This window comes from Streptomyces sp. NPDC093600, assembly GCF_044764755.1.
In the GTDB taxonomy this organism is placed as follows: domain Bacteria; phylum Actinomycetota; class Actinomycetes; order Streptomycetales; family Streptomycetaceae; genus Streptomyces.
Genome location: NZ_JBIWIU010000001.1, coordinates 18273 through 42586, shown reverse-complemented (window position 1 = coordinate 42586; position 24314 = coordinate 18273). Strand labels below are relative to the sequence as shown.

Genomic DNA, 24314 nt, shown 5'->3' with positions numbered 1-24314 from the left:
TGCGGTTCACCCTCCTGCGAACGGCGGGAGCACCTCGACCGTGCCGCCCTCGGCAAGCCGTACGGTCTCATGCGCGCGGGTCCCGACGGGGTCGCCGTCGACCAGGAACGAACACCGCTGGAGTACGCGGACGAGCTCGCCCGGGTGCTTCTCGCGGGCCGCGTCGAGCGCCTCCGCCAGGTTCTCGGCGGTGTACGGCTCCTCGGCGGTCCCGGCGGCGGCCTTGGCCGCGGCCCAGTAGCGGATGGTCCCCGCTGCCATAGCGGCGCTCCCTTCGTTCGTGTGCGCGCCGCTCCCATGATGGGCTATGCGCGCGTGAGCCAGTCGCCCAGACGGCGGAGCAGTTCGTCGCCCGCCGCGTTCTCGGCGTGACCCATCCCCCGCTCCAGCCAGAGTTCGGCCGGTCCGGCCGCCGCCAGCATCCGCGGATGGTCGACCGGGAAGTACGGGTCCCGGTCGCCGTGCACGATCAGGACGGGCGTCGGCGCGATCAGCGGAACGGCCTCGACCGGCGACAGCGGTACGGGGTCCCAGTCCTGGTGGTGGATCCGGGTGCCGAGGCCGTAACGGCCGACCAGGCGCCCCGCCCGCCGGGTGATCAGCCAGTGGACCCGGCGCATCGACGGCGTACCCCGGTAGTACCAGCGGGCGGGGGCGCTCACGGCGGCAACCGCGTCGGTATGCGCCCCCTCGCGCTCCCCGCACTCCACCTGCCCCTCGCGCTCCGCCCCGTACAGCGCCGCGTGGCGCAGCACCACCGATCCGCCCATGGAGAAGCCGACGGTCGCCACGCGCGCGTGGCCGAGGGCGCGTGCCCAGCGGACGGCCGCCGCGAGGTCGAGGACCTCCCGGTCGCCGACGGTGGAGCGTCCGCCGGACCTGCCGTGGCCCCGGAAGGAGAAGGTGACGACGGCGGCGCGCTCGGCCAGGACCCGGGACGCCCGCCGTACGGCCGGCCGGTCCACCGAGCCGGTGAAGCCGTGCGCGACGACCACGGCCGTATCGGTGACACTTGCTGTGGACGGCTCGTAAACCGCCTCGATCCGGACACCGTCATCGGTGAGCAATGTGGCGCGCCGAGGACCGTACGTGATCGAGGAAACATCCACCATGTGAAATCAGCCCTCTGCCTCGGAACTCCTGTGGGCTATTCTCCTTGTCAGAGGATCCGGGCAACGCAGCCCCCGGGTCCTTTTGTGTTTTCCGACCGTTGTTACGGACGGATGAACAAAAGCTCTCAAGGCGCGAGAGCCGCACGTGAGACACCGCAGTAGCCGCAGACGTCCTCGCAGGGACCGAGGAGGAACCGACGTTATGGGCGAGCGAACGAAGCACGACCGACCGACCCAGGCAGGTGGGGCGCGATGAGCTCACTGCTGCTCCTGACCAACGCCCTCCAGCCGTCGACCGAGGTGCTTCCCGCACTCGGCCTGCTGCTCCACAACGTGCGGGTGGCTCCGGCCGAGGGCCCCGCGCTCGTCGACACCCCCGGTGCCGACGTCATCCTGATCGACGGCCGCCGCGACCTGCCTCAGGTGCGCAGCCTCTGCCAGCTGCTCCGCTCCACCGGCCCCGGCTGTCCGCTGATCCTCGTCGTCACGGAGGGCGGCCTCGCGGCCGTCACCGCCGACTGGGGCATCGACGACGTCCTCCTCGACACCGCGGGTCCGGCCGAGGTGGAGGCCCGGCTGCGGCTCGCGATGGGCCGCCAGCAGATCGTCGCGGACGACTCGCCGATGGAGATCCGCAACGGCGACCTGTCGGTGGACGAGGCGACCTACAGCGCCAAGCTCAAGGGCCGGGTCCTGGACCTGACGTTCAAGGAGTTCGAGCTCCTGAAGTACCTCGCCCAGCACCCGGGCCGGGTCTTCACCCGGGCCCAGCTCCTCCAGGAGGTCTGGGGATACGACTACTTCGGTGGCACCCGTACGGTCGACGTCCACGTACGGCGGCTCCGCGCGAAACTCGGCCCCGAGCACGAGTCGCTGATCGGCACCGTCCGGAACGTCGGCTACCGCTTCGTCACCCCGGAGAAGGTCGAGCGCGCCGCCGAGGAGGCGCGGGCGAAGGAGGAGGCGCGCGTCAAGGACTCCGCCCGTACCGTCACTCGTACGGAGGACGGTGCCGACGTGGTGGACGCCACAGCACGGCCTGCCAAGAGGTAGGTCACCCCGCGTAGACTGCCGCGCGTGGCCAAGGTGACGCGGGATGACGTAGCGCGACTGGCGGGTACTTCGACCGCGGTCGTGAGTTACGTCATCAACAACGGACCCCGGCCGGTCGCCCCGGCCACGCGCGAGCGTGTCCTCGCCGCCATCACGGAGCTGGGCTACCGCCCCGACCGGGTGGCCCAGGCGATGGCGTCCCGCCGTACCGACCTCATAGGCATGATCGTCCCGGACGCCCGCCAGCCGTTCTTCGCGGAGATGGCGCACGCGGTCGAACAGGCCGCCGCCGAGCGCGGCAAGATGGTGCTCGTCGGCAATTCGGACTACCGCGACGAGCGCGAGGTCCACTACCTCCGGGCCTTCCTCGGCATGCGGGTCTCCGGTCTGATCCTGGTCAGCCAGGGCATGAGCGAGCGGGCCGCGAGCGAGATCGAGGCGTGGGACGCGCGGGTCGTGCTGCTGCACGAGCGGCCCGAGGCGCTCGACGACGTCGCGGTCGTCACCGACGACATCGGCGGCGCCCAGCTCGCCACCCGGCACCTCCTGGAACACGGGCACCCGTATGTGGCCTGTCTCGGCGGCATCCCCAACACCCCGGCGGTCGGCGACCCGGTCGCCGACCACGTCGAGGGCTGGCGGCGCGCGATGCTGGAGGCCGGGCGCCCGCTCGACGGCCGCCTCTTCGAGGCCCCGTACAACCGCTACGACGCCTACCAGATCGCGCTGAAGATCCTCGCGGGCCCCGACCGGCCCCCGGCCATCTTCTGCTCCACCGACGACCAGGCGTTCGGCGTGCTGCGGGCGGCGCGCGAGCTGCGCATCGACGTGCCGGGCGAGCTGGCGGTGGCGGGCTTCGACGACGTGAAGGAAGCGGCGCTCACGGACCCGCCGCTGACGACGATCTCCTCCGACCGGCCGGCGATGGCGCGGGCGGCGGTGGATCTGGTGCTCGACGACGCGCTGCGGATCGCGGGCTCCAAGCGCGAGCGGGTGAAGCAGTTCCCTTCGGCGCTGATCGTGCGCCGTTCCTGCGGCTGCGGCTGACCCCTTCGCGCCTCGCCTTACATCGGGCATACAGGCTTCTGTCGGGCTTCTCAGGCCGTCCTCACGGACCTCTCATGTACGGCTCCCAAAGTCGTACCCATGACGGACTACCAGCAGCAGCCGCAGCAGCCGTACTTCCCGCCGCAGCCCCCGCACCCGCCGTACGGCCAGGCCCCCGCGCCCCTGCCGCACCGCCGGGCCAGGCGGGGCGTGGGCCTGCTGGCCGCCGTGGCGATCGCCGCGGCCGCGGTCGGCGGCGGCACGGCCACGCTCGTGCAGCAGCTCACCGCGGCCGGCGCGCCGACGGCCGGGGGCGTCAGCGGCACGAACATCTCCACGAGCGGCAAGGGCACGGTCGCCGGCGTCGCCCAGGCCGTCTCCCCGTCCATCGTGGAGATCTCCGCGACCTCTGCCTCCGGCAGCTCCACCGGCTCGGGCGTGATCATCACCGGTGACGGCGAGGTCGTCACCAACAACCACGTCATCTCCGGCGCCTCCTCGGTCAAGGTGCGGCTCGCCGACGGCAGGACGTACGACGCCCGGGTCGTCGGCACGGACCCGGCCAAGGACCTGGCGCTGATCCGGCTGGAGGGTGCGTCCGGCCTCAAGGCCGCCACGCTCGGCGACTCCGACCGGGTGAAGGTCGGCGACGAGGTGGTCGCGATCGGTTCGCCGGAGGGCCTGACCGGCACGGTCACCAGCGGCATCGTCTCGGCGCTCGACCGCGATGTGACGGTGGCGAAGGACGACGGCCAGGACCAGCGGCAGCAGCCCCGGTACGACGAGCGGCAGGGCTGGCCGTTCGAGTTCGGCGGGCAGCAGTTCAACGGCGACACCGGCTCGTCGAAGACGACGTACAAGGCGATCCAGACCGACGCCTCGCTCAACCCGGGGAATTCCGGCGGCGCGCTGATCGATATGAACGGCGAGATCATCGGAATCAATTCGGCGATGTACGCGCCCAGCGCCTCGAACGGTTCTTCGGCCGGCAGTGTCGGCCTCGGATTCGCGATTCCGGTGAACACCCTGAAGGCCGATCTGGACGAGCTGCGCTCCGGCGGCGGAAACTGAACGGCGGCGACCGATCCGGCCCGCCCGCCCCGTGCGACGCTTGGGCCATGACTGGTCCGGTGAATGAAGGCGGCCGCATCCTCATCGTCGACGACGAGCCCGCCGTACGGGAGGCCCTGCGGCGCAGTCTCGCCTTCGAGGGGTACGGGACCGAGGACGCCGTCGACGGGTTCGACGCCCTCGCGAAGATGGAGTCGTACGCCCCCGATCTGGTCGTCCTGGACGTGCAGATGCCGCGCATGGACGGCCTGACGGCGGCCCGCCGCATCCGCTCGTCCGGCTCGACCGTGCCGATCCTGATGCTGACGGCCCGGGACACGGTCGGCGACCGGGTCACCGGCCTCGACGCGGGCGCCGACGACTATCTGGTGAAGCCGTTCGAGCTGGACGAGCTGTTCGCCCGGATCAGGGCCCTGCTGCGCCGCAGCTCGTACGCGGCGGCGGACGGCGGCGACGGGCCGGACGCGGACGTGCTGGCCTTCGGGGACCTGCGGATGGACCTGGTGACCCGCGAGGTGACGCGCGGGGGCCGCGCGGTGGAGCTGACGCGCACGGAGTTCACGCTCCTGGAGATGTTCCTGGCGCACCCCCGGCAGGTGCTGACCCGGGAGCAGATCCTGAAGGCGGTCTGGGGCTTCGACTTCGAGCCGAGCTCGAACTCGCTGGACGTGTACGTGATGTATCTGCGGCGCAAGACGGAGGCGGGCGGGGAACCGCGTCTGGTCCACACCGTGCGGGGCGTGGGGTACGTGCTGCGCGGCGGGGGCCCGGAGTGAGCGGTCCGGCGGCGTGGTTCCGGTCGCGGCCGCTGCGGTCACGCCTGGCGCTGCTCACGGCGGTGGCGGTGGCCCTGGCGGTGGCGGCGGTGTCGGCGGCGTGCTGGTTCGTGACGCGGGCGCAGCTGGAGGCCGAGCTGGACTCGTCGCTGCGCGACAGCAGGCTGGACGAGAGCGCGGTGGCCGATCTGGCGCTCACCTGCGCGCGCAGGGTCGAGACCCCGCCGGTGCCGACGACCGGCTCGTACACCTGGCAGATCGTCCTCGCGGACGGCAGGGTCTGTACGTACGGCTCCTCGCCGATTCCCGTGCGGCCGGGGGACGTGGCCGTGGCGCGCGGTCAGGCGACGTACAGCATGCACACGACGAAGGCCGAGAACGGCGCGGAGATGCGGGTCTTCACCTATCCGCAGGCCGCCTTCCAGAACACGATCGTGGGGGTCTCCGTCGCCCGGCCGCTCTCGGAGATCGACAACTCGATGTCCACGCTCGCCTGGGTGCTGCTGCTGGTCTCCGGCATCGGTGTCGTCGGCGCGGGCGCGGCCGGGCTGTGGGTGGCGCGGGCCGGTCTCCGGCCGGTGGACCGGCTGACCGGGGCGGTGGAGCATGTGGCGCGGACGGAGGACCTGACGGTCCGTATCCCGGTCGAGGGCGAGGACGAGGTCGCCCGTCTCTCGCGCTCCTTCAACGCGATGACGGCGGCGCTGGCCACCTCGCGGGACCGGCAGGCGCAGCTGATCGCGGACGCCGGGCACGAGCTGCGGACCCCGCTGACCTCGCTGCGGACCAACATCGAACTGCTGGCCCGCAGTGAGCAGACGGGGCGGGCCCTGCCGCCGGAGGACCGGCTGGCGCTGATGGCGTCGGTGAAGGCGCAGATGACGGAGCTGGCCGCGCTGATCGGCGATCTTCAGGAGCTGGCCCGCCCGGACGCGGCCGAGCCGGGTCCGCTGGAGGTGGTCGCGCTGCACGGCATCCTGCGCACGGCGCTCGACCGGGCGCGGCTGCGCGGGCCCGAGCTGACTTTCGTCACGGATCTGGCTCCCTGGTACGTGCGAGCGGAGCCGGCGGCTCTGGAGCGGGCGCTGGTGAACGTGCTGGACAACGCGGTGAAGTTCTCGCCGCCCCGGGGCACGGTCGAGGTGAGCCTGATGCGGGGCGAGCTGACGGTCCGCGACCACGGGCCGGGCATTCCGGCCGAGGAGCTCCCCCATGTCTTCGAGCGTTTCTGGCGCTCGCCGTCGGCCCGCAGCCTGCCCGGCTCGGGCCTCGGCCTGTCGATCGTGGCCCGGACCGTCCAGCAGGCGGGCGGCACGGTGGCGCTGCGGCCGGCGGAGGGCGGCGGCACGGCGGCGGTGATCCGCCTGCCGGGGGCGCCGACTCCGCCGCCGGAGCTGTCAGTTGTGCCGGATGAGCGATTCGACCAGACCTGAACGGGTGTTGGGGAAGTCCATCGGGACGATGCCGAGGCCCCTCCAGCCGCTCGCCGTGCCGTCGAGGAACGAGTGGACCTTGGGGTTGAGGCGGTCGGAGTTCCAGCGCGGCGGGAGCAGGGCGGCGGTGGAGACGTAGTTGACGTAGAGCTTGCCGGGATGGGTGGCGGCCTTGCGGAAGTGGGATTCGATCTGGGGGTATTTGGCGCCGGGCTCGGCCATGTAGTCGTCCTGGATGTCGAAGAGCGCGCCGTCGCCGTAGCGGACGCCGGGCAGGCCGGCGTTGTCGGCGAGGAGCACGACCCGGCCGCGGGCCTCGCCGAGGGTGGGCAGGCCGTCGCCGATGCGGAAGAGGGAGCGCCAGCCGCGTACGTCGAGGTAGTGGTCGAAGATCCGGCGGAAGGTGGCGTCGGAGTCCTCGGAGTACTCCTGCTTGACGCGCATGAGGACGGTCTCGGTGGGGTGGGCGGCGAGGAAGTCCCGGCAGGCGACGAGGACGTCACCGAACATCAGGTTCTGGTAGTACGCGCCGTGGTGGATGGCGAGGGAGTCTCCGGTGACCCGGCAGCGGACGTCCAGGAAGCGGATACCGCTGTCCAGCTGCTGGGCGATGGTGGTGTTCTGGCAGGCGACCCAGAGGCCGCCCTGCCGTGCGCCGGAGTTGTGGGTGCCGGGGAGGGTGAGCTTCTGGAGCGGGGTGGGGTCGCCGTGGCCGGCCATCCAGTCCTGCGTGGTGAGCGCCCGCGTACGCGCGTGGGCGGGCGGGGCTCCGATGAGAACGGTGGCGGTGGTCGCCGCGGCTCCCGCGAGAAAGCTTCGTCGGTCCATGCGCCGGATTATGACGCGTACGCGTCAATCGGCACCAGAGAGAAGGGGCGACGGACCGCCGCGGCGGACCCTCGCCCCTCCCTGTAGGACTTACTTGACGACCGTGATCCGGTCCGCCGTTGGCACCGCCAGCGGCGCCGAGGCCGTGGAGTGTGCCGCGAGGTACGCGTTGAAGATGTCCAGGTCCGACGCGCCGACCAGCTTGTTCGTGCCCGTCGCAAGCGCCGGGAAGCCGTCGCCTCCGCCCGCCAGGAACTCGTTCATCGCGACCCGGTAGGTCTTGGCCGGGTCGATCGGCTCACCGTTCAGCTTGACCGTGCCGTCCACGACCCGGTCCGCGCCGGTCTTCGTCATGTCGAGCGTGTACGTGAACCCCTTCGAGACCTGGAGGATCTTCACCGAGGCCGCGTTGGAGCCGCTGACCTGCTGTTTCAGCGCGGCGAGCAGGTTTGCGCCGGACAGGTCGACGACGTTCATCATGTTGGTGAACGGCTGCACGGTGAAGGCCTCCCCGTACGTCACCACGCCGTCGCCCTCGGCGCCGGACGCCTTGTACACCAGGTCCGAGCGGATGCCGCCGGGGTTCATCAGGGCCAGCTGCGCGCCGCCCTTGTCCACCGGTGCCAGGGCCTCCAGCTGGGCGTCGGCGATCAGGTCGCCGAGCGGCTTCTCGTACGCCGTCGAGCCGCGGCCGTTGATGTCGGCGGCGATCCAGCCCTGCGGGCGGTTGGCGATCGGGGCGGCAAGCGCGTTCCAGTCGCGGATCAGGTCGCTCAGGTCCTGCGCCTTGGGCACGTCACGGGTGACGACGTGGTTGGCCGACTCCACCGACGCGCGGACGATGTCCTTGGTGCGGCGGTCGTAGGTGAGCGTGGTGTCCGTGTAGAGCTTGCCGTACGAGGACGCCGAGGTGACCAGGCGCGGCTTGCCGGCCGGGTCCGGCACGGTGCACACGTACGCCTGGTGCGTGTGACCCGTGATCAACGCGTCGACCTGCGGGTTCACGTTCTTGGCGATCTCGGTGATGGGGCCGGAGATGCCGTCGCCCGGGCCGGGGCTGTCGCAGTCGTAGTTGTACGCCGAGGAGGCCGGGGCGCCGCCCTCGTGGACCAGGGCGACGATGGACTTGACGCCCTTGCGCTCCAGGATCTTGGTGTACTTGTCGATCGTCTCGACCTCGTCGCCGAACTTCAGGCCCTTGACGCCCTCGGCGGTGACGATGTTCGGCGTGCCCTCCAGGGTGACGCCGATGAATCCGATCTTGACGCCGTTCTTCTCCCAGACGAAGTACGGGTCGAGCAGCGGCTTGCCGGTCTTCTCGTCCGTCACGTTGGCGGCGAGGTACGGGAAGTCGGCGCCCTCGAAGGTCTTGCCGTCGACGAAGCAGCCGGCGGTCGGGTGACAGCCGCCGTTCTGTATCCGCGCCAGCTCGCGCGCGCCCTCGTCGAACTCGTGGTTGCCCACCGAGGTGACGTCGAGGTCCAGCTTGTTCAACGCGTGGATGGTCGGCTCGTCGTGGAACAGGCCGGAGAGCAGCGGCGAGCCGCCGATCATGTCACCGGCGGCGGCGGTGATGGAGTACCGGTTCCCCTCACGCGCCTGGCGCAGGTGCGTGGCGAGGTACTCGACACCGCCGGCGTCGATCTTCTCCGTGGTGCCGTCCTCGTGGACGTGTGTGACCTGTCCGGAGGAACCGGCCGGCGGCTCCAGGTTGCCGTGGAGGTCGTTGAAGGAGAGCAGCTGGACGTCGACGGTCCGGCCCCATCCGTGACCCGTCGCCTGCCCCCGGTCCTGGGCCGCGCCGGCCGGCAGGGCGGCGACGAGCGCGCCGACGGTCGCAAGTCCCGCACCGGCGGCGAGAATCCGCCGGCTCGCCCTGTTCTTCTTCGGTGTCGCTGACATCGCTCCCCTTGTTCCTCTGTGACTCCGTCTGCCGCCGCAGCCTAGAGTCAACGCGCGTAGCGCAACAGGGGGTAGCGGGTTACAAGACAGTTGCTTCCGGGTGCGCCGTACGCTCGTCCCATGACTTCTGACGTGGCACCGGCCCTCGAACCCGGACGGCAGATCCATACCCTCGACGAGCTTTCCCCCGAGCAGGTCCAGGACGTCCTCGACCTGCTGGAGGCCGCGGAGCGCGCGGACGGCATGCACGCGGTGTCCGAGCAGGGGCGGCTGTATCTGCGCCACGGCAAGCGGGAGGGCGTACGGCACTTCCTGCTCACCGTCGGCCCGCGGCTCTACGGCTACGCCCAGCTGGAGGACACCGACCCGGTGGAGGCCCCGGCCGCCGAGCTGGTGGTGCACCCCTCGCACCGCGGGCGGGGGCACGGCCGGGCGCTCGGCACCGCCCTGCTCGCCGCCTCGGGCAAGCGGCTGCGGGTGTGGGCGCACGGCGGCAAGTCGGCCGCACGCCATCTGGCGCAGGTGCTCGGCCTGACCCTCTTCCGCGAACTGCGCCAGCTGCGCCGCCCGTTGGTGCCGCTGGACATTCCGGAGCCGGTGCTGCCCGAGGGCGTCACCGTCCGTACGTTCGTCCCCGGCCAGGACGACGCGGCCTGGCTGGCCGTCAACGCGGCGGCCTTCGCCCACCACCCCGAGCAGGGGTCGCTCACCCAGCGCGATCTGGACGACCGGATGGCGGAGCCGTGGTTCGACCCGAAGGGCTTCTTCCTCGCGGAGAAGGAGGGGCGGCTGATCGGCTTCCACTGGACGAAGGTGCACGCCGAGGAGCAGCTCGGTGAGGTGTACGTGATCGGCATCCTGCCGGAGGCGCAGGGCGGCGGTCTCGGCAAGGCGCTCACGGCGATCGGGCTGCGGCACCTGGCGGCGCAGACGCTGCCGACGGCGATGCTCTACGTGGACGCGGACAACACGGCGGCGGTGACGGTGTACGAGCGGCTGGGCTTCGTGACGCACGAGGTGGATCTGATGTACCGCACGGAGTCCTGAGGCCGAGGCCTGAACCCCTGGGACAAGGGGGCGGTTGACACCGCCCCCTTCTCTCCACCACCCTTTCACTACTTGATTAGTGAAAGGGTGGTGGAAGAGCATGCTCGAGTACCGGATCGACCGGCGCAGCGGGATCGCCACCTACCTCCAGATCGTCCAGCAGACCAAACAGGCCCTGCGCATGGGCGTCCTGGAACCCGGCGACCGGCTGCCCACCGCGCGCGAGGTCGTCGAGGCCACGGCCATCAACCCGAACACGGTCCTCAAGGCCTACCGCGAACTGGAGCGCGAGGGCCTCGTCGAGGCCCGCCGCGGCCTGGGCACCTTCATCCGCGCCACGCTCGGAACCGCCCCGGCCGCCGCCTCCCCCCTGCGCGGCGAACTCGCCGACTGGGCCCGGCGGGCACGGGCCGAGGGGCTGGACCGGGACGACGTGGCGGCGCTCTTCACTTCCGTACTGGACGAACACTTCGAGGGGGACGACGCATGACCCACGACACGGCGTTGGAGGCCGACGGCCTCGGCAGGCGATTCGGGCGGCACCGGGCCCTGGACGACTGCACCTTCCGCCTCCCGGCCGGCCGCGTCTGCGCGCTGGTCGGCCCCAACGGCGCCGGCAAGTCCACGCTCCTCGCCCTCGCGGCCGGACTGCTCCGGCCCACCGAGGGCACCCTCCGCGCCCCGGCCCGCGAGAAGCTCGCCTACGTGTCCCAGGACAAGCCGCTCTACCCGCGGCTCACCGTCGCCGAGACCCTCGGGATGGGCCGGGAGCTCAACCCCGGCCGCTGGGACGCGGACCTGACCGAACGGATCACCGGCGCCCTGGACCGCAAGGCCCGTGTCCGCGCCCTCTCGGGCGGTCAGCGCACCCGCCTCGCGCTCGCCCTCGCCCTGGGCAAGCGCCCGGAACTGCTCCTCCTGGACGAGCCGATGGCCGACCTCGACCCCCTGGCCCGCCATGAACTCATGGGCGCCCTGATGGCCGACGCCGCCGAACACGGCACCACGGTCGTCATGTCCTCGCACATCCTCACCGAGCTGGAGGGCGCCTGCGACCACCTGCTCCTCCTCGACCGCGGCCGGATCCGCCTCGACGGCGCCGTCGACGACCTCCTCGCCGCGCACACCCTGCTCACCGGCCCGGTCGCCGATCTCGCCCCGCACCCGGTCGTCGACTCCCGTACGACGGGCCGTCAGCTGACCGCACTCGTACGCAACGACGGCGTGCCGGTCGAGGGCGCCTGGCAGACCTCGGAACCCTCCCTGGAGGAGCTCCTCCTCGCCCACCTCCGCGCCGCCCGCACCCCCGAAGGAGCCTCCGCATGAGCAGCCTCGCCCTGAAGGGCACGTACTGGGTGACAGCCCGCCAGCACCGGAGCGCGCTGCGGGCGGTCGCGGCCACGGCCGGGCTGAGCCTCGTCTGCATGGCGGGCCTGCGCTTCTGGGACTCCCGCACCCCCGGCACCAACCAGGACAACGGCTACACGCTGCTGCGCTGGGGCATGGAGTACTTCGCCGTCGGCATGGTCGTCCTGCCCCTGCTCGTCGGCGCGTTCGTCGCCGGCCCGCTGGTCGCCCACGAGCTGGAGTCGGGGACCTACAAGCTGGCGCTGACCCAGTCCGTCTCACCGCGCCACTGGTTCGCCTCGAAGCTGCTGGTCGCCGGCGCGGTGACGGTCGGCGGCACGCTGGCGCTGATGGCGGCCTACGCCCTCGGCCTGGCCCGGGTGGCGGGCGACTGGCAGTTCACCTGGGACGAGCGGGGCACGTACGAGTCGACCGGACCCCTCCTCGTCGCGCACGGGCTGCTCGCCGTCGCAGTCGGCGCGCTCGTCGGCCAGCTCGTCCGCCGGACGCTGGTCGCCATGTCGGTGACCGGCGTGGTGGTGGGAGCGGTGCTGCTCGCGCTGCACGCGCTGCGCTGGGACTTCCTGCCGGTGCGCACGATCACCGGCCCGGCCGGCCCCACGCTCTGGGTGCCCGACGGAGCGCTGGAGACGGACTCCGGTCTGATCAGCACCGCGGGAGAGCGGCTGCCCGGCTGGTTCTGCGCCGAGCCGCTCGACGAGAACGGGGTGTGCCGGTCGGACGAGAACATCGCCGCCCGGTACATCGACTACCATCCCGCCTCCCATTTCTGGCCCACCCATCTCATCGAGACCGGCATCGTCCTCGCCCTCGCCGCCCTCGCGCTCCTCGCCGCCTTCCGCGTCCTGCGCGCCCGGCACCCGTAGAGCCGGGCGCCAGTAGAGCCCGGCGTCCGTAGAACCAGGCACCCTTTGCAACCGCCGCGGGGGCCCCGCTGGGGCCCCGCGCCGATTCCGGTACGACACGTCCTCGTTACCGCGCATTCAGAGACGCTTGCGACGCTCACGCAATGACGCCCGCCGTGCCCGCGCTCCCGAAAGGGAGACTTCCCTCCACCACGGCCCGCTCCGACGCGCCCGACCAGCCCTTCGCGCGGAAGAATGGGGCCATGAGCCAGCAGCCCGCCGAGGTCCCGGTCCAGTCCTCCGCACAGCCGTCCGCGACGCCCACGACGCCGGCCCCGAACGGTCGGAACGGCCAGCCGACCGTCGGTTCCATAGCCGCGCACCGCCCCCACACCGTCCACGCGGGCCCGGTCTCGGACCTCGCACCCGACCTGGACGCCGATCCGGACGCGTACGAGGGCGACGACGCCGCGGGCGAACTCCCCCAGGGCCGCTTCCTGGACCGCGAGCGCAGCTGGCTCGCGTTCAACGAGCGGGTTCTCGAACTGGCCGAGGACCCCGCCACCCCCCTCCTCGAACGGGCCAACTTCCTCGCGATCTTCGCGTCGAACCTCGACGAGTTCTTCATGGTCCGCGTCGCCGGCCTCAAGCGCCGTATCGCCACCGGCGTCGCCACCCGCTCCGCCTCCGGGCTCCAGCCCCGCGAGGTGCTCGACCTCATCTGGACCCGCTCGCGCGAGCTCATGGCCCGGCACGCCGCCTGCTTCCAACAGGACGTGGCCCCGGCCCTCGCCGACGAGGGCATCCACCTGATCCGCTGGCCGGAGCTGACCGAGAAGGAGCAGGCGCGGCTCTTCACGCTCTTCCGGCAGCAGATCTTCCCCGTCCTCACCCCGCTGGCCGTCGACCCCGCGCACCCCTTCCCGTACATCTCGGGGCTCTCCCTCAACCTCGCCGTGGTCGTACGCAACCCGGTCAGCGGCCACCGCCACTTCGCGCGCGTCAAGGTGCCGCCGCTGCTCTCCCGCTTCCTGGAGGCCTCCCCGCAGCGCTACGTCCCCCTGGAGGACGTCATCGCCGCGCACCTGGAGGAGCTCTTCCCCGGCATGGAGGTGCTGGCGCACCACATGTTCCGGGTGACCCGGAACGAGGACCTGGAGGTCGAGGAGGACGACGCGGAGAACCTGCTCCAGGCCCTGGAGAAGGAGCTCATGCGGCGCCGCTTCGGGCCGCCGGTCCGGCTGGAGGTCGAGGAGTCCATCGACCCGTACGTCCTGGACCTGCTGGTACGCGAGCTGAAGGTCTCCGACGCCGAGGTCTACCCGCTGCCCGGGCCGCTCGACCTGACCGGGCTCTTCGGCATCGCCTCCCTGGACCGGCCCGAGCTGAAGTTCCCGAAGTTCGTCGCCGGCACCCACCGCGACCTCTCCGAGGTCGAGTCGGCCTCCGCGCCCGACATCTTCGCCGCGCTGCGCGAGCGGGACGTCCTGCTCCACCACCCGTACGACTCCTTCTCCACCTCCGTCCAGGCGTTCCTGGAGCAGGCCGCCGGCGACCCGGACGTGCTGGCCATCAAGCAGACGCTGTACCGCACCTCCGGCGACTCGCCGATAGTGGACGCCCTCATCGACGCCGCCGAGTCCGGCAAGCAGGTCCTCGTCCTCGTCGAGATCAAGGCCCGCTTCGACGAACAGGCCAACATCAAGTGGGCGCGCAAGCTGGAGGAGGCCGGCTGCCATGTCGTCTACGGCCTCGTCGGCCTCAAGACGCACTGCAAGCTCTCCCTCGTCGTCCGGCAGGAGGGCGAGCTGCTGCGCCGCTACTCCCACGTCGGCACCGGCAACTACCACCCCAAGACGGCCCGGCTCTACGAGGACCTCGGCCTCCTGACGGCCGACCCGCAGGTCGGCGCGGACCTCTCCGACCTGTTCAACCGGCTCTCCGGCTACTCCCGTCGCGAGACCTACCGGCGGCTGCTCACCGCCCCCAAGTCCCTGCGCGACGGACTGGTCTCCCGGATCCAGAAGGAGATCGTCCACCACCGGGCCGGGCGGCCCGCCTACGTCCGGATCAAGGTCAACTCGATGGTCGACGAGGCCGTCATCGACGCCTGCTACCACGCGGCGCGGGCGGGCGTGCCGGTCGACATCTGGGTCCGCGGCATCTGCGCGGTGCGGCCCGGCGTCACCGGCCTGTCCGAGAACATCCGGGTCCGCTCGATCCTCGGCCGCTTCCTGGAGCACTCCCGGATCTTCGCCTTCGGCAACGGCGGCGAACCCGAGGTCTGGTTCGGCAGCGCCGACATGATGCACCGGAACCTGGACCGCCGTATCGAGGCCCTCGTACGGGTCTCCGACCCGGCCCACCGGGCCGCCCTCAGCCGGCTCCTGGAGACCGGCATGTCCGACACGACCTCCTCCTGGCACCTCGGCCCGGACGGGAACTGGACGCGGCACGCGACCGACCCGGAGGGCCAGCCGCTGCGGCACGTCCAGGAGATGCTCATCGACGCGCGGAGGCGCCGGCGTGCACAGCCCTGACCACGACCGCACCACGAAAGCCCCCGCGGGGGTGACCACCGGAGTCTCTCCAGGAAGGACCACCGACGTCACCGCGGGCGAGATCCTCGCCCCCTACCTCCACGCACGCGCCGCGGACTTCCTGCGCGCCCTGCGCCTGCACGCGGAGAGCGGCGCCGACACCAGCGGCTCGGAGGAGGCGGCCCGGGCCCTGCGGTCCGCCGCCCGCAGGATCAGCGGAACCCTGCACACCTTCCGGCCGCTCCTGGACGCCTCCTGGGCCGACCAGCTCCGCACCGAGCTGGCCTGGCTCTCCGGCACGCTCGCCCTGGAGCACGCCTGCACCTCCCGGCTCGTCCGGCTAGTGGACGCGCTGTCCCGCCTGTCGAGCGGAGGCGGCGCCGTACCGGCCGCCCGGGGCGCGGAAGGCACGGGGCTCACGGTGGGCGCCGCCCGCGCCGGCGCCCTGCTCGAACGCCAGCTCACCCTCGCCCGTACGCGAGCCCACTCCGCCGCCCTCCAGGCGCTCGGCTCCTCCCGCTTCCACGCGGTCGCGGACGCGGTCGCGCTCCTCGCCTCCGAGGTGCCGCTGGGGCCCGCGGCGGCGGCCCCGGCGATCGAGGTCCTCGACGCGCCCGCCGAGAGCGTCGAGCGCCGCCTCCTGGACGCCGTGGCCGGCCTGCCGCTGTCCCGGGCCGCCCACCCGTACAACGCCGACGCCCTCGCCCTCGCGGCCGGCGAGTCCCAGGACACGCCCTGGCACCAGGCCCGGCTCCTGCTGCGCCTCCACCGGTACGCCTGCGAGGTCCTGCACGCGGGCACCGACCCGGACCCGGTCCTGTACGAGGCCGGCCGCGCCCTCGACCGCCACCGCGACGCCGCCGAGGCCGCCGCCGCCGCGGCCACGGCGGCCCGCACCCCCCGGATCGCCCCGGCCACGGCCTACGCCCTCGGCGTCCTCCACGCGGACCAGCGCCACGAGGTCGAGGCGGCCAGGTTCGCCTTCCAGCGGGCCTGGCGGAGAGCGACGGCGGGGGTCCCGTGATCCGGGCGGCCGGGTGCGTCCTGTGGCGCCCGGCCCCCTCGGGCCGGGGCATCGAGATCGCGCTGATCCACCGGCCGAAGTACGACGACTGGTCGCACCCGAAAGGGAAGCTGAAACCGGGCGAGACGGCGCGGGAGTGCGCGGTCCGCGAGGTCCTGGAGGAGACCGGCCAGGCGTGCGAGCCGGGTGACCGCCTCCCCACGGTCCGCTATGTGGTGAAGGGGCGCCCCAAGGAGGTCCGGTACTGGTCGGCCCGCGCCCTGGGCGGCACGTTCACGCCCGGCCGCGAGGTCGACCGGCTGGTCTGGCTCCCCCCGGCCGCCGCCCGCGCCCGCCTCACCCGGGCGCAGGACCGCGAGGTCCTCGACGCGCTGCCGGCCGCGACACCCCGATAGCCCGCCGCCCGGCGTCCCCGCACCCGGCCTTCCGGCACGGTTCACTTGCCGTTCACCCTGTTCCGCCAGCCGCTTCACCTGTTCTGCCTAATTTCGGCCGTACAAGGTGCACAAGCTGAGTGACGCACCGGCAACCCCGACACGCGCCGCCGTACAACGTTGAGGACAGGTCAAGGTCCGCGCCAGGCGGCTTCTGGAAGGAACACCCGAAAGTGAAGCTTTCGCGCAAGAACGGGCTTCGCGCCACCGCGCTCGGTGCCCTCGCCGTTTCCGGCGCCCTGGTTCTCACGGCGTGTGGTTCGGACGACAACACCGGTACGACCCCGAACGGCGACAAGACCTCCGCCGCCGCATCGAACATCAAGTGCGACGACGCCAAGGGTCAGCTCCTCGCCGCCGGTTCCAGCGCGCAGAAGAACGCCATGGACCTGTGGGTCAAGAACTTCCAGGCCGCCTGCTCCGGCGTCGAGGTGAACTACCAGTCCATCGGCTCCGGCGGCGGTATCACCAAGTTCAACCAGGGCCAGGTCGCCTTCGCGGGCTCCGACTCCGCGCTCAAGGAGGACGAGGTCGCCGCGTCGCAGAAGATCTGCAAGGGCGGCAAGGGCATCAACCTGCCGATGGTCGGCGGCCCCGTCGCCATCGGCTACAAGCTGGACGGCGTGGACAACCTCGTCCTGGACGCCCCCACCCTCGCCAAGATCTTCGACACGAAGATCACCAAGTGGAACGACCCGGCGATCGCCAAGCTGAACCCGGGCGCCAAGCTGCCGGGCAGCACCATCCAGGCATTCCACCGCTCCGACGAGTCGGGCACCACCCAGAACCTGGGCAAGTACCTCTCCACGGCCGCCCCGGCCGACTGGAAGCACGACCCGAAGTCGAAGTCGTGGCCGGCCCCCGGTGGCCAGGCCGCCAACGGCTCCTCCGGTGTCGCCGCAGCGGTCAAGGACGCCGAGGGCTCGATCGGCTACTTCGAGCTCTCCTACGCCACCGCGAACAAGATCCCCACGGTCAGCATCAACACCGGCGCCTCCGCCCCGGTCGCGGCCACCACGGAGAACGCCTCCAAGGCCATCGCCGCCGCCAAGGTGAAGGGCACCGGCAACGACCTGGCCCTGGAGCTCGACTACGCCACCAAGGCCGAGGGCGCCTACCCGATCGTCCTCGTCACCTACGAGATCGCCTGCGACAAGGGCAACAAGGCGGAGACCCTGCCGACCCTGAAGGCGTTCCTCAACTACGCCATCAGCGAGGAGGGCCAGAAGGTCCTCGCCGACGCCGACTACGCCCCGATCCCGGCCGAGATCGCGACCAAGGTCCGCGAGATCGTCCCCACCCTGTCCTGATCCCCGGCCGGGACCGGCCCGTCACACGACGGGCCGGCCCCGGCATCCGGTGCACCGCCGCCAGGGGCCCGTACACGCGTACCGGCCCCGCAGACCGGAGAGACCGATGGCTACGACCACATCCACACCACCCATAGACAAGGGACGCGCCAACGGCGCGACCCGCCCCGGCGACCGGATCTTCCTCGGTCTGTCCCGCGGCTCCGGCATCGCCCTGCTGGTGATCATGGCCGCGATCGCGGGCTTCCTCACCTACCGCTCGGTCCTCGCCATCTCGCAGGACTCCACGAACTTCCTCACCACCTCCGAGTGGAACCCGGCCGGCAGCCCGCCCGTCTTCGGCATCGCCGTCCTCGCCTTCGGCACCGTCGTGTCGTCGGTCATCGCCATGGTGATCGCCGTGCCGGTCGCCATCGGCATCGCGCTGTTCATCTCGCACTACGCGCCGCGCAAGCTGGCCAAGCCGCTCGCGTACCTCGTCGACCTGCTCGCCGCCGTGCCCAGCATCATCTACGGCCTGTGGGGCGCGATCTTCCTGGTCCCCTACCTGGCCGGCCTGAACGAGTGGCTCGACCGGTACATGGGCTGGACGTACATCTTCGACAAGACCAGCGACGGCGTCGCCCGTTCCCTGTTCACCGTCGGCATCCTGCTGGCGATCATGATCCTGCCGATCATCACCAACGTGACCCGCGAGGTCTTCCTCCAGGTCCCGAAGATGCACGAGGAGGCCGCGCTCGCCCTCGGCGCCACGCGCTGGGAGGTCATCCGCATCTCGGTGCTCCCCTTCGGCCGCTCGGGCATCATCTCCGCCTCGATGCTGGGCCTGGGCCGCGCCCTCGGTGAGACCATGGCCGTGGCGGTCGTCCTCTCGCCCAGCTTCGTCATCTCGGGCCGCCTCCTCGACCCGGGCGGCGGCACGTTCGCCCAGAACATCGCGGCGAAGTTCAACGAGGCCAACGAGTTCGGCCGGGACGCGCTGATCGCCTCCGGCCTCGTCCTCTTCGCCATCACCCTGCTGGTCAACGGCGCGGCCCGGTGGATCATCGCCCGCCGCAAGGAGTACTCGGGAGCCGCCGCGTGAGCAGCGCCATTCAGGAGCGTCCGCCCGTGACGACCACCCCCGTGAAGCACGACCCGCTGCGGCACGCCCGGCTTCCGCGCTGGACCCCGGCCGCCGTCGCCGTCGGGTCGATCGCCGCCGCCGTCGGCCTCGGGCTCGCGGCCGGCTGGCACAGCCGCGTCCAGTGGGGCCTGATCGCCGCGCTGTTCTTCGTCCTCGCCACCTACGCGATCACCACCAAGGTGGAGGGCAGCCGCCAGGCCAAGGACCGCGTCGCGACCAGCCTCGTCTGGGTCTGCTTCATCCTGGCCGTCGTCCCGCTGTTCTCCCTCGCCTGGGTCACGGTCAGCAAGGGCCTCGAGGTCCTCGACCCGTACTTCCTCACCCACTCGATGAACGGCGTCCTGGACGCCGAGGCCGGCGGCGGTGTCTACCACGCGCTGCTCGGCACGATGGAACAGGTCGGCATCGCCACCCTGATCGCCGCGCCGATCGGCCTGCTGACCGCGGTCTACCTCGTCGAGTACGGCGGCGGGAAGCTCGCCCAGGCCGTCACCTTCTTCGTCGACGTCATGACGGGCATCCCCTCGATCGTCGCGGGTCTGTTCATCCTCGCCACCTGGAATCTGATGCTGGGCTTCGGGCCCTCCGGATTCGCCGGGGCCATGGCCCTCGCGATCCTGATGATGCCGGTCGTGGTCCGCTCCACCGAAGAGATGCTCAAGCTCGTCCCCAACGAGCTCCGCGAGGCCTCCCTGGCCCTCGGCATCCCGAAGTGGCGCACGATCCTGAAGGTGGTCCTGCCCACCGCGATCGGCGGCATCACCACGGGCGTCATGCTCGCGGTCGCCCGCATCACCGGTGAGACGGCCCCCGTCCTGCTCCTCGTGTTCGGTACGAAGCTCATCAATCCGAACCCCTTCGAAGGCGCCCAGTCCTCGCTGCCGCTCTACGTGTACGAGCAGTACGCGGTCGGCACCGACGCCGCCGTGGCCCGCGCCTGGGCCGCCGCGCTCGTCCTGATCGCCTTCGTCATGATCCTCAACCTGGTGGCCCGCGGCATCGCCCGCTGGAAGGCCCCGAAGACCGGCCGCTGACCGCGGCACTTTGGAAGTGAACTGATATGGCCAAGCGAATCGACGTCAGCGGCCTCTCCGCGTACTACGGCGCCCACAAGGCGATCGACGACATCTCCATGACGGTCGAGCCCCGCTCGGTGACGGCCTTCATCGGCCCCTCCGGCTGCGGCAAGTCCACCTTCCTGCGCACCCTGAACCGGATGCACGAGGTCACCCCCGGTGGCCGCGTCGAGGGCAAGGTGATGCTGGACGACGAGAACCTGTACGGCTCCCACGTCGACCCGGTCGCCGTGCGCCGCACGGTCGGCATGGTCTTCCAGCGCCCGAACCCGTTCCCCACCATGTCGATCTTCGACAACGTGGCGGCGGGTCTGCGCCTGAACGGCTCGTACAAGAAGTCCCAGCTCAACGAGATCGTCGAGCGCTCCCTCAAGGGCGCGAACCTCTGGAACGAGGTCAAGGACCGTCTGAACAAGCCGGGCTCCGGTCTCTCCGGCGGTCAGCAGCAGCGTCTGTGCATCGCCCGCGCGATCGCGGTCGAGCCCGAGGTCCTGCTGATGGACGAGCCCTGCTCGGCGCTCGACCCGATCTCCACCCTCGCCATCGAGGACCTGATCGGTGAGCTGAAGGAGCGCTTCACGATCGTCATCGTGACGCACAACATGCAGCAGGCGGCGCGGGTGTCGGACCGTACGGCCTTCTTCAACCTGGCGGCCGTGGGCCAGCCGGGCAAGCTGATCGAGCTCGACGACACCGACCGCATCTTCTCCAACCCGAGCGTCCAGGCGACCGAGGACTACATCTCCGGCCGCTTCGGATAGCCCATCGACCATGCGGCTCCGCCGCGTGGCGTCCTGCGGTGCTGCATGGCGGTGCCACCGCACGACGAAGGGCCCGGCTCCCCCACTGGGGAGCCGGGCCCGTTTACGTTCCGTCGGGGCGGAGTCTCCGCACCCGGGGCGGCGGATCAGCCGAAGAACAGCTTGACGATGTAGTAGCTCACCGCCGCGACCAGCGCCGCGGCCGGCATCGTGATGAACCACCCCAGGATGATGTTCTTGGCGACACCCCACCGCACCGCGTTCACGCGCTTGGTGGCACCCACACCCATGATCGCCGAGGTGATCACATGGGTCGTGGAGATCGGCGCGTGGAACATGAACGACGCCGTGTACATCACGGACGCCGCCGTCGTCTCGGCGGCGAAGCCCTGCGGCGGGTCCAGCTCGATGATCCGGCGGCCGAGGGTCCGCATGATGCGCCAGCCGCCCGCGTACGTACCGAGCGACAGCATCACCGCACAGGCGATCTTGACCCAGGCGGGAATCGCGTCGCCGGCCTGCTCGACGTCGGCGATGACCAGGGCCATCACCACGATGCCCATCGTCTTCTGCGCGTCCTGCAGACCGTGGCCGAGCGCCATGCCCGCCGCCGAGACGGTCTGGGCGATCCGGAAGCCGCGCTTCGCCTTGCTCGGGTTCGCCTTGCGGAAGATCCACAGGATCGCGCACATGACGAGGTAGCCGAGGAGCAGCCCGACGACCGGCGAGATGAACATCGGGATGACGACCTTCTCGAGCACCCCGGACCAGATCACGTCGATCCCGCCCGCGAGCGCCGCGCCCACCATGCCGCCGAACAGCGCGTGCGAGGAGGAGGACGGAAGACCGAAGTACCAGGTGACCAGGTTCCAGACGATCGCGCCGACGAGCGCGGCGAAGAGGATGCCCATCCCCTTGCTGCCCGCGGGCGTCTCGATCAGGCCCTTGCTGACGGTCTTGGCGACGCCGCTGCCGAGGAACGCGCCCGCCAGGTTCATCACCGCCGCCATCGCCAGCGCCGCCCGCGGGGTCAGCGCCCGGGTCGACACGGAGGTGGCGATGGCGTTGGCGGAGTCGTGGAAGCCGTTCGTATACGTGAAGCCGAGCGCGACACCGATGGTCACGACCAGAGCGAAGGTGTCCACGAAGCTCAGGACTCCTTGACCGCGATGGTCTCCACCGTGTTCGCGACGTGCTCGAAGGCGTCGGCGGCCTCTTCCAGCACGTCCACGATCTGCTTGAGCTTGAGCACCTCGATGGCGTCGTACTTGCCGTTGAAGAGCGTCGCGAGGAGCTTGCGGTGGATCTGGTCGGCCTGGTTCTCGAGGCGGTTGACCTCGATCCAGTACTCGGTGAGGTTGTCCATCGTCCGCAGGTGCGGCATGGCCTCGGCGGTCAGCTCCGCGGCACGGGCCAGCACCTCGATCTGCTGCTCGACACCCTTGGGGAGCTCCTCGACGTTGTAGAGGACGACCAGGTCGACGGCCTCCTCCATGAAGTCCATGATGTCGTCGAGGGACGACGCGAGGTTGTAGATGTCCTCGCGGTCGAACGGCGTGATGAACGAGGAGTTCAGCTGGTGGAAGATCGCGTGGGTGGCGTCGTCACCGGCGTGTTCCGCTGCCCGCATCCGCTCCGCGATCTCGACCCGGGCGGAGGCGTCCGCTCCGAGCAGTTCCATCAGGAGCTTCGAGCCCGTGACGATGTTGTCCGCGGACGCGGCGAACATGTCGTAGAAGCTCGTCTCCCTGGGGGTCAGACGAAATCGCACGTGGGGTCCTCGGGGTGCTGGGTTTCGGTCAGGCTGATGCTAGGCGCATCATCCGGCCACGGCTAACCGGCGTCCCCTCAGTGTCGCCCATCAGGCACAGTGGCATGCACGGACCCCCGCCCGGATCGGCGAGGATCGGTACCATATACCCACGAGGGGTATACGCACCCCTTTATGGACAACGGGAGGACGCGATGACGACCACCGAGGCGGACCAGGCCACCCCCGAGGCCGTCGAGCCGACCGTCGTGCCGGCCGACCACGACCACGGCGTGCACGGATACCACAAGCAGAAGGACGAGCACCTCAAGCGGCTGCGCCGTATCGAGGGTCAGATCCGCGGTCTGCAGCGGATGGTGGACGAGGACGTCTACTGCATCGACATACTCACCCAGGTCTCCGCGTCCACGAAGGCCCTGCAGTCCTTCGCGCTCCAGCTCCTTGAGGAGCACCTGCGCCACTGCGTGGCGGACGCGGCGCTGAAGGGCGGCGACGAGATCGAGGCGAAGGTCGAGGAGGCCACGAAAGCCATCGCGCGGATGCTGCGTACCTGAGCCTGGGCCCCGCAGGCCGGCTCAGCCGGCCTCGGCTCTCTCGGCGGCCACTCTCAGCACCTCGTCGATGCGGTCGGCACTGAGGCGTTCCCCGTCGGCGGCCGAGGCCGCGATGATCAGTTCGCCGCAGAGCTCGATCTCGGCGAGGGCGACGCGGTCCTGGTCGATGGGCAATGTAGCGGTACCGGGCGGAGCCACGCGGTTTCACCTCTTCCTGCCGGCGTCGGTCTCCCAGCGTAGGTACCGCGCCACGCGCCGCGCATGACACGTCCGGACCATTTGAGGAGTGGCTAGGAAGAGCGGCCCAAGGGGAGCGGCCCAGGAGGGGAGCGGCCTACGAGGTGGCTCGTCACACCTTGATCTTCCCGGCGTAGATGTCCTCGCGCGCCGGCAGCCGTACCTCGACGGGCGTGCCGAAGGCGTACAGCAGGGTCGTCGACGCGACCGCGACGTCACGGCCCTGGTTGGCGAAGCTGAACTGGTGCCGGACCTTGCGCAGCCGCCCCTCGTCGTCCAGATAGGCGTCGAAGGGCACGGTGTCCTTGGTGAACCCTTTCGCCGCCGCGGCCAGCGACCCGCGCACCTGTGGCGAGGCGGCCCGCGCGGCCACCGCGATGTCGGCGACCCCGCGGTAGTGGCTGACTCTCACCCCCGCGAGATCGACCTCGCCGACGTAGACCACCTGCCGTACGCCGCGCAGCAGCTCGACCGCGGCCGCCGGGTCGGTGGCCCCGCCCGTGACGAGGTTGCCGTCGTCGAGCGTGGTCGTGTCGACCCGGACCCATTTGTCGGCGGGGACCCCGGCGCCGCGGTTCTTCATGTAGAGCGCGCCGGGGCTGAGGAGTTCGGTGATGGGCCGGTGTCCGCCGGCGCCGGCGGCGTCCTTGGGCAGGACGACCTCGAGTCGGCCCGTACGCCTTCGGAAGTCGTAGCCGCCCTCGCCGCGGATGGTCACGCGGGTCCCGCCGGCCGCCATCTCCATGGACGTGGTCGCCTTCGACGTCCCGGCGCGGGTCAGCACCTCGGCCGCGTCCCGCACGGTCGCCGTCGGATCGCCTCCGGGCTTGGCGTCCGCGGGTGCGGAACACCCGCTCGCGGCCGCCCCGACCAGGGCGGCGGCGACGGCGATCGCCCCGCCCCCATGCCCGTACCTCCGCACCACCATCGCCTGCCAACCCCCAACGCCGTGCCGCTGCTTGTCCGGGACCCGCCCGACCCGCATAACGACGGTCACGG

At 71.1% G+C, this 24314-nt stretch carries 25 protein-coding genes; 17 read left to right on the top strand and 8 right to left on the bottom strand.

From position 1 onward, the window contains the following. Positions 1-6: 6 nt before the first annotated feature. Positions 7-261 carry a MoaD/ThiS family protein gene (locus ACIRB4_RS00215; protein ID WP_356891803.1) on the bottom strand — a complete coding sequence of 85 codons (255 nt, stop codon included), beginning with the start codon at positions 259-261 and terminating at the stop codon, positions 7-9. A gap of 44 nt (positions 262-305) precedes the next feature. Continuing rightward, complete coding sequence (locus ACIRB4_RS00210) at positions 306-1112, bottom strand: alpha/beta hydrolase (RefSeq protein ID WP_403287523.1); 807 nt, start codon at positions 1110-1112, stop codon at positions 306-308. Between the two features lie 252 nt (positions 1113-1364). On the opposite strand from ACIRB4_RS00210, the gene ACIRB4_RS00205 reads away from it, so the two are divergent. The 5 genes from ACIRB4_RS00205 to ACIRB4_RS00185 all read left to right on the top strand — a co-directional run bounded on the left by ACIRB4_RS00205 (position 1365) and on the right by ACIRB4_RS00185 (position 6492). After that, positions 1365-2165 (top strand): response regulator transcription factor, encoded by an 801-nt coding sequence (locus tag ACIRB4_RS00205; protein WP_403287522.1) that lies wholly within the window; start codon positions 1365-1367, stop codon positions 2163-2165. A gap of 24 nt (positions 2166-2189) precedes the next feature. Next, positions 2190-3212 carry a LacI family DNA-binding transcriptional regulator gene (locus ACIRB4_RS00200; protein ID WP_403287521.1) on the top strand — a complete coding sequence of 341 codons (1023 nt, stop codon included), beginning with the start codon at positions 2190-2192 and terminating at the stop codon, positions 3210-3212. Positions 3213-3311: 99 nt separating this feature from the next. Further along, entirely contained in the window at positions 3312-4283 is a 972-nt protein-coding gene (locus ACIRB4_RS00195) for a S1C family serine protease (RefSeq protein WP_403287520.1), read from the top strand. Between the two features lie 47 nt (positions 4284-4330). Then, positions 4331-5059, top strand: coding sequence for a response regulator transcription factor (locus ACIRB4_RS00190; RefSeq protein WP_403287519.1), 729 nt, complete (start codon positions 4331-4333; stop codon positions 5057-5059). Continuing rightward, positions 5056-6492 carry a sensor histidine kinase gene (locus tag ACIRB4_RS00185; RefSeq protein ID WP_403287517.1) on the top strand — a complete coding sequence of 479 codons (1437 nt, stop codon included), beginning with the start codon at positions 5056-5058 and terminating at the stop codon, positions 6490-6492. The genes ACIRB4_RS00190 and ACIRB4_RS00185 overlap by 4 nt, the downstream gene beginning before the upstream one ends. On the opposite strand, the gene ACIRB4_RS00180 is transcribed toward ACIRB4_RS00185, so the two are convergent. Then, positions 6457-7320 (bottom strand): phosphatidylinositol-specific phospholipase C, encoded by an 864-nt coding sequence (locus tag ACIRB4_RS00180; protein WP_403287516.1) that lies wholly within the window; start codon positions 7318-7320, stop codon positions 6457-6459. The genes ACIRB4_RS00185 and ACIRB4_RS00180 overlap by 36 nt on opposite strands. A gap of 90 nt (positions 7321-7410) precedes the next feature. Then, entirely contained in the window at positions 7411-9222 is a 1812-nt protein-coding gene (locus tag ACIRB4_RS00175) for a bifunctional metallophosphatase/5'-nucleotidase (RefSeq protein WP_403287515.1), read from the bottom strand. Positions 9223-9342: 120 nt separating this feature from the next. On the opposite strand from ACIRB4_RS00175, the gene mshD reads away from it, so the two are divergent. The 11 genes from mshD (at position 9343) to pstB (ending at position 20753) form a co-directional block, all read left to right on the top strand. Then, the gene (gene mshD, locus ACIRB4_RS00170; protein ID WP_403287514.1) at positions 9343-10269 is read left to right on the top strand and encodes a mycothiol synthase; all 927 of its coding nucleotides are present in this window, start codon (positions 9343-9345) and stop codon (positions 10267-10269) included. A gap of 100 nt (positions 10270-10369) precedes the next feature. Further along, a complete protein-coding gene (locus ACIRB4_RS00165) occupies positions 10370-10759 on the top strand; it encodes a GntR family transcriptional regulator (RefSeq protein WP_403287513.1) in 390 nt (129 codons plus the stop codon). Then, positions 10756-11595, top strand: coding sequence for an ABC transporter ATP-binding protein (locus tag ACIRB4_RS00160; protein WP_403287512.1), 840 nt, complete (start codon positions 10756-10758; stop codon positions 11593-11595). The genes ACIRB4_RS00165 and ACIRB4_RS00160 overlap by 4 nt, the downstream gene beginning before the upstream one ends. Further along, on the top strand, positions 11592-12503 hold the full coding sequence (locus ACIRB4_RS00155; protein ID WP_403287511.1) for an ABC transporter permease subunit: 912 nt from the start codon (positions 11592-11594) through the stop codon (positions 12501-12503). Before ACIRB4_RS00160 ends, ACIRB4_RS00155 begins: the two co-directional genes overlap by 4 nt. Before the next feature lie 242 nt (positions 12504-12745). Next, entirely contained in the window at positions 12746-15022 is a 2277-nt protein-coding gene (locus ACIRB4_RS00150; RefSeq protein ID WP_403287510.1) for an RNA degradosome polyphosphate kinase, read from the top strand. Further along, positions 15009-16046, top strand: coding sequence for a CHAD domain-containing protein (locus ACIRB4_RS00145; protein ID WP_403287509.1), 1038 nt, complete (start codon positions 15009-15011; stop codon positions 16044-16046). Before ACIRB4_RS00150 ends, ACIRB4_RS00145 begins: the two co-directional genes overlap by 14 nt. Then, positions 16043-16441, top strand: a complete 399-nt coding sequence (locus tag ACIRB4_RS00140) for an NUDIX hydrolase (RefSeq protein WP_403287508.1) — start codon at positions 16043-16045, stop codon at positions 16439-16441. Before ACIRB4_RS00145 ends, ACIRB4_RS00140 begins: the two co-directional genes overlap by 4 nt. Before the next feature lie 212 nt (positions 16442-16653). Continuing rightward, positions 16654-17790, top strand: coding sequence for a phosphate ABC transporter substrate-binding protein PstS (gene pstS, locus ACIRB4_RS00135; protein WP_403287507.1), 1137 nt, complete (start codon positions 16654-16656; stop codon positions 17788-17790). 106 nt (positions 17791-17896) lie between these two features. Beyond that, positions 17897-18874 carry a phosphate ABC transporter permease subunit PstC gene (gene pstC, locus ACIRB4_RS00130; protein ID WP_403287506.1) on the top strand — a complete coding sequence of 326 codons (978 nt, stop codon included), beginning with the start codon at positions 17897-17899 and terminating at the stop codon, positions 18872-18874. Beyond that, a complete protein-coding gene (pstA, locus tag ACIRB4_RS00125) occupies positions 18871-19950 on the top strand; it encodes a phosphate ABC transporter permease PstA (RefSeq protein WP_403287505.1) in 1080 nt (359 codons plus the stop codon). Before pstC ends, pstA begins: the two co-directional genes overlap by 4 nt. Positions 19951-19976: 26 nt before the next feature. Further along, a complete protein-coding gene (gene pstB / locus ACIRB4_RS00120; protein WP_403287504.1) occupies positions 19977-20753 on the top strand; it encodes a phosphate ABC transporter ATP-binding protein PstB in 777 nt (258 codons plus the stop codon). Between the two features lie 146 nt (positions 20754-20899). On the opposite strand, the gene ACIRB4_RS00115 is transcribed toward pstB, so the two are convergent. Continuing rightward, on the bottom strand, positions 20900-21898 hold the full coding sequence (locus ACIRB4_RS00115) for an anion permease (RefSeq protein WP_403287503.1): 999 nt from the start codon (positions 21896-21898) through the stop codon (positions 20900-20902). Between the two features lie 5 nt (positions 21899-21903). Next, positions 21904-22524: a DUF47 domain-containing protein gene (locus ACIRB4_RS00110; RefSeq protein ID WP_403287502.1), complete on the bottom strand. Its 621-nt coding sequence runs from the start codon at positions 22522-22524 to the stop codon at positions 21904-21906. Between the two features lie 194 nt (positions 22525-22718). Here ACIRB4_RS00110 and ACIRB4_RS00105 point away from each other — a divergent pair, with 194 nt between their 5' ends. Then, positions 22719-23078 (top strand): metal-sensitive transcriptional regulator, encoded by a 360-nt coding sequence (locus ACIRB4_RS00105; protein WP_403287501.1) that lies wholly within the window; start codon positions 22719-22721, stop codon positions 23076-23078. 21 nt (positions 23079-23099) lie between these two features. Here ACIRB4_RS00105 and ACIRB4_RS00100 read toward each other — a convergent pair whose 3' ends face one another. After that, entirely contained in the window at positions 23100-23276 is a 177-nt protein-coding gene (locus ACIRB4_RS00100) for a hypothetical protein (RefSeq protein WP_403287500.1), read from the bottom strand. A gap of 151 nt (positions 23277-23427) precedes the next feature. Beyond that, a complete protein-coding gene (locus ACIRB4_RS00095) occupies positions 23428-24243 on the bottom strand; it encodes a hypothetical protein (protein ID WP_403287498.1) in 816 nt (271 codons plus the stop codon). Between the last annotated feature and the right edge of the window lie 71 nt (positions 24244-24314).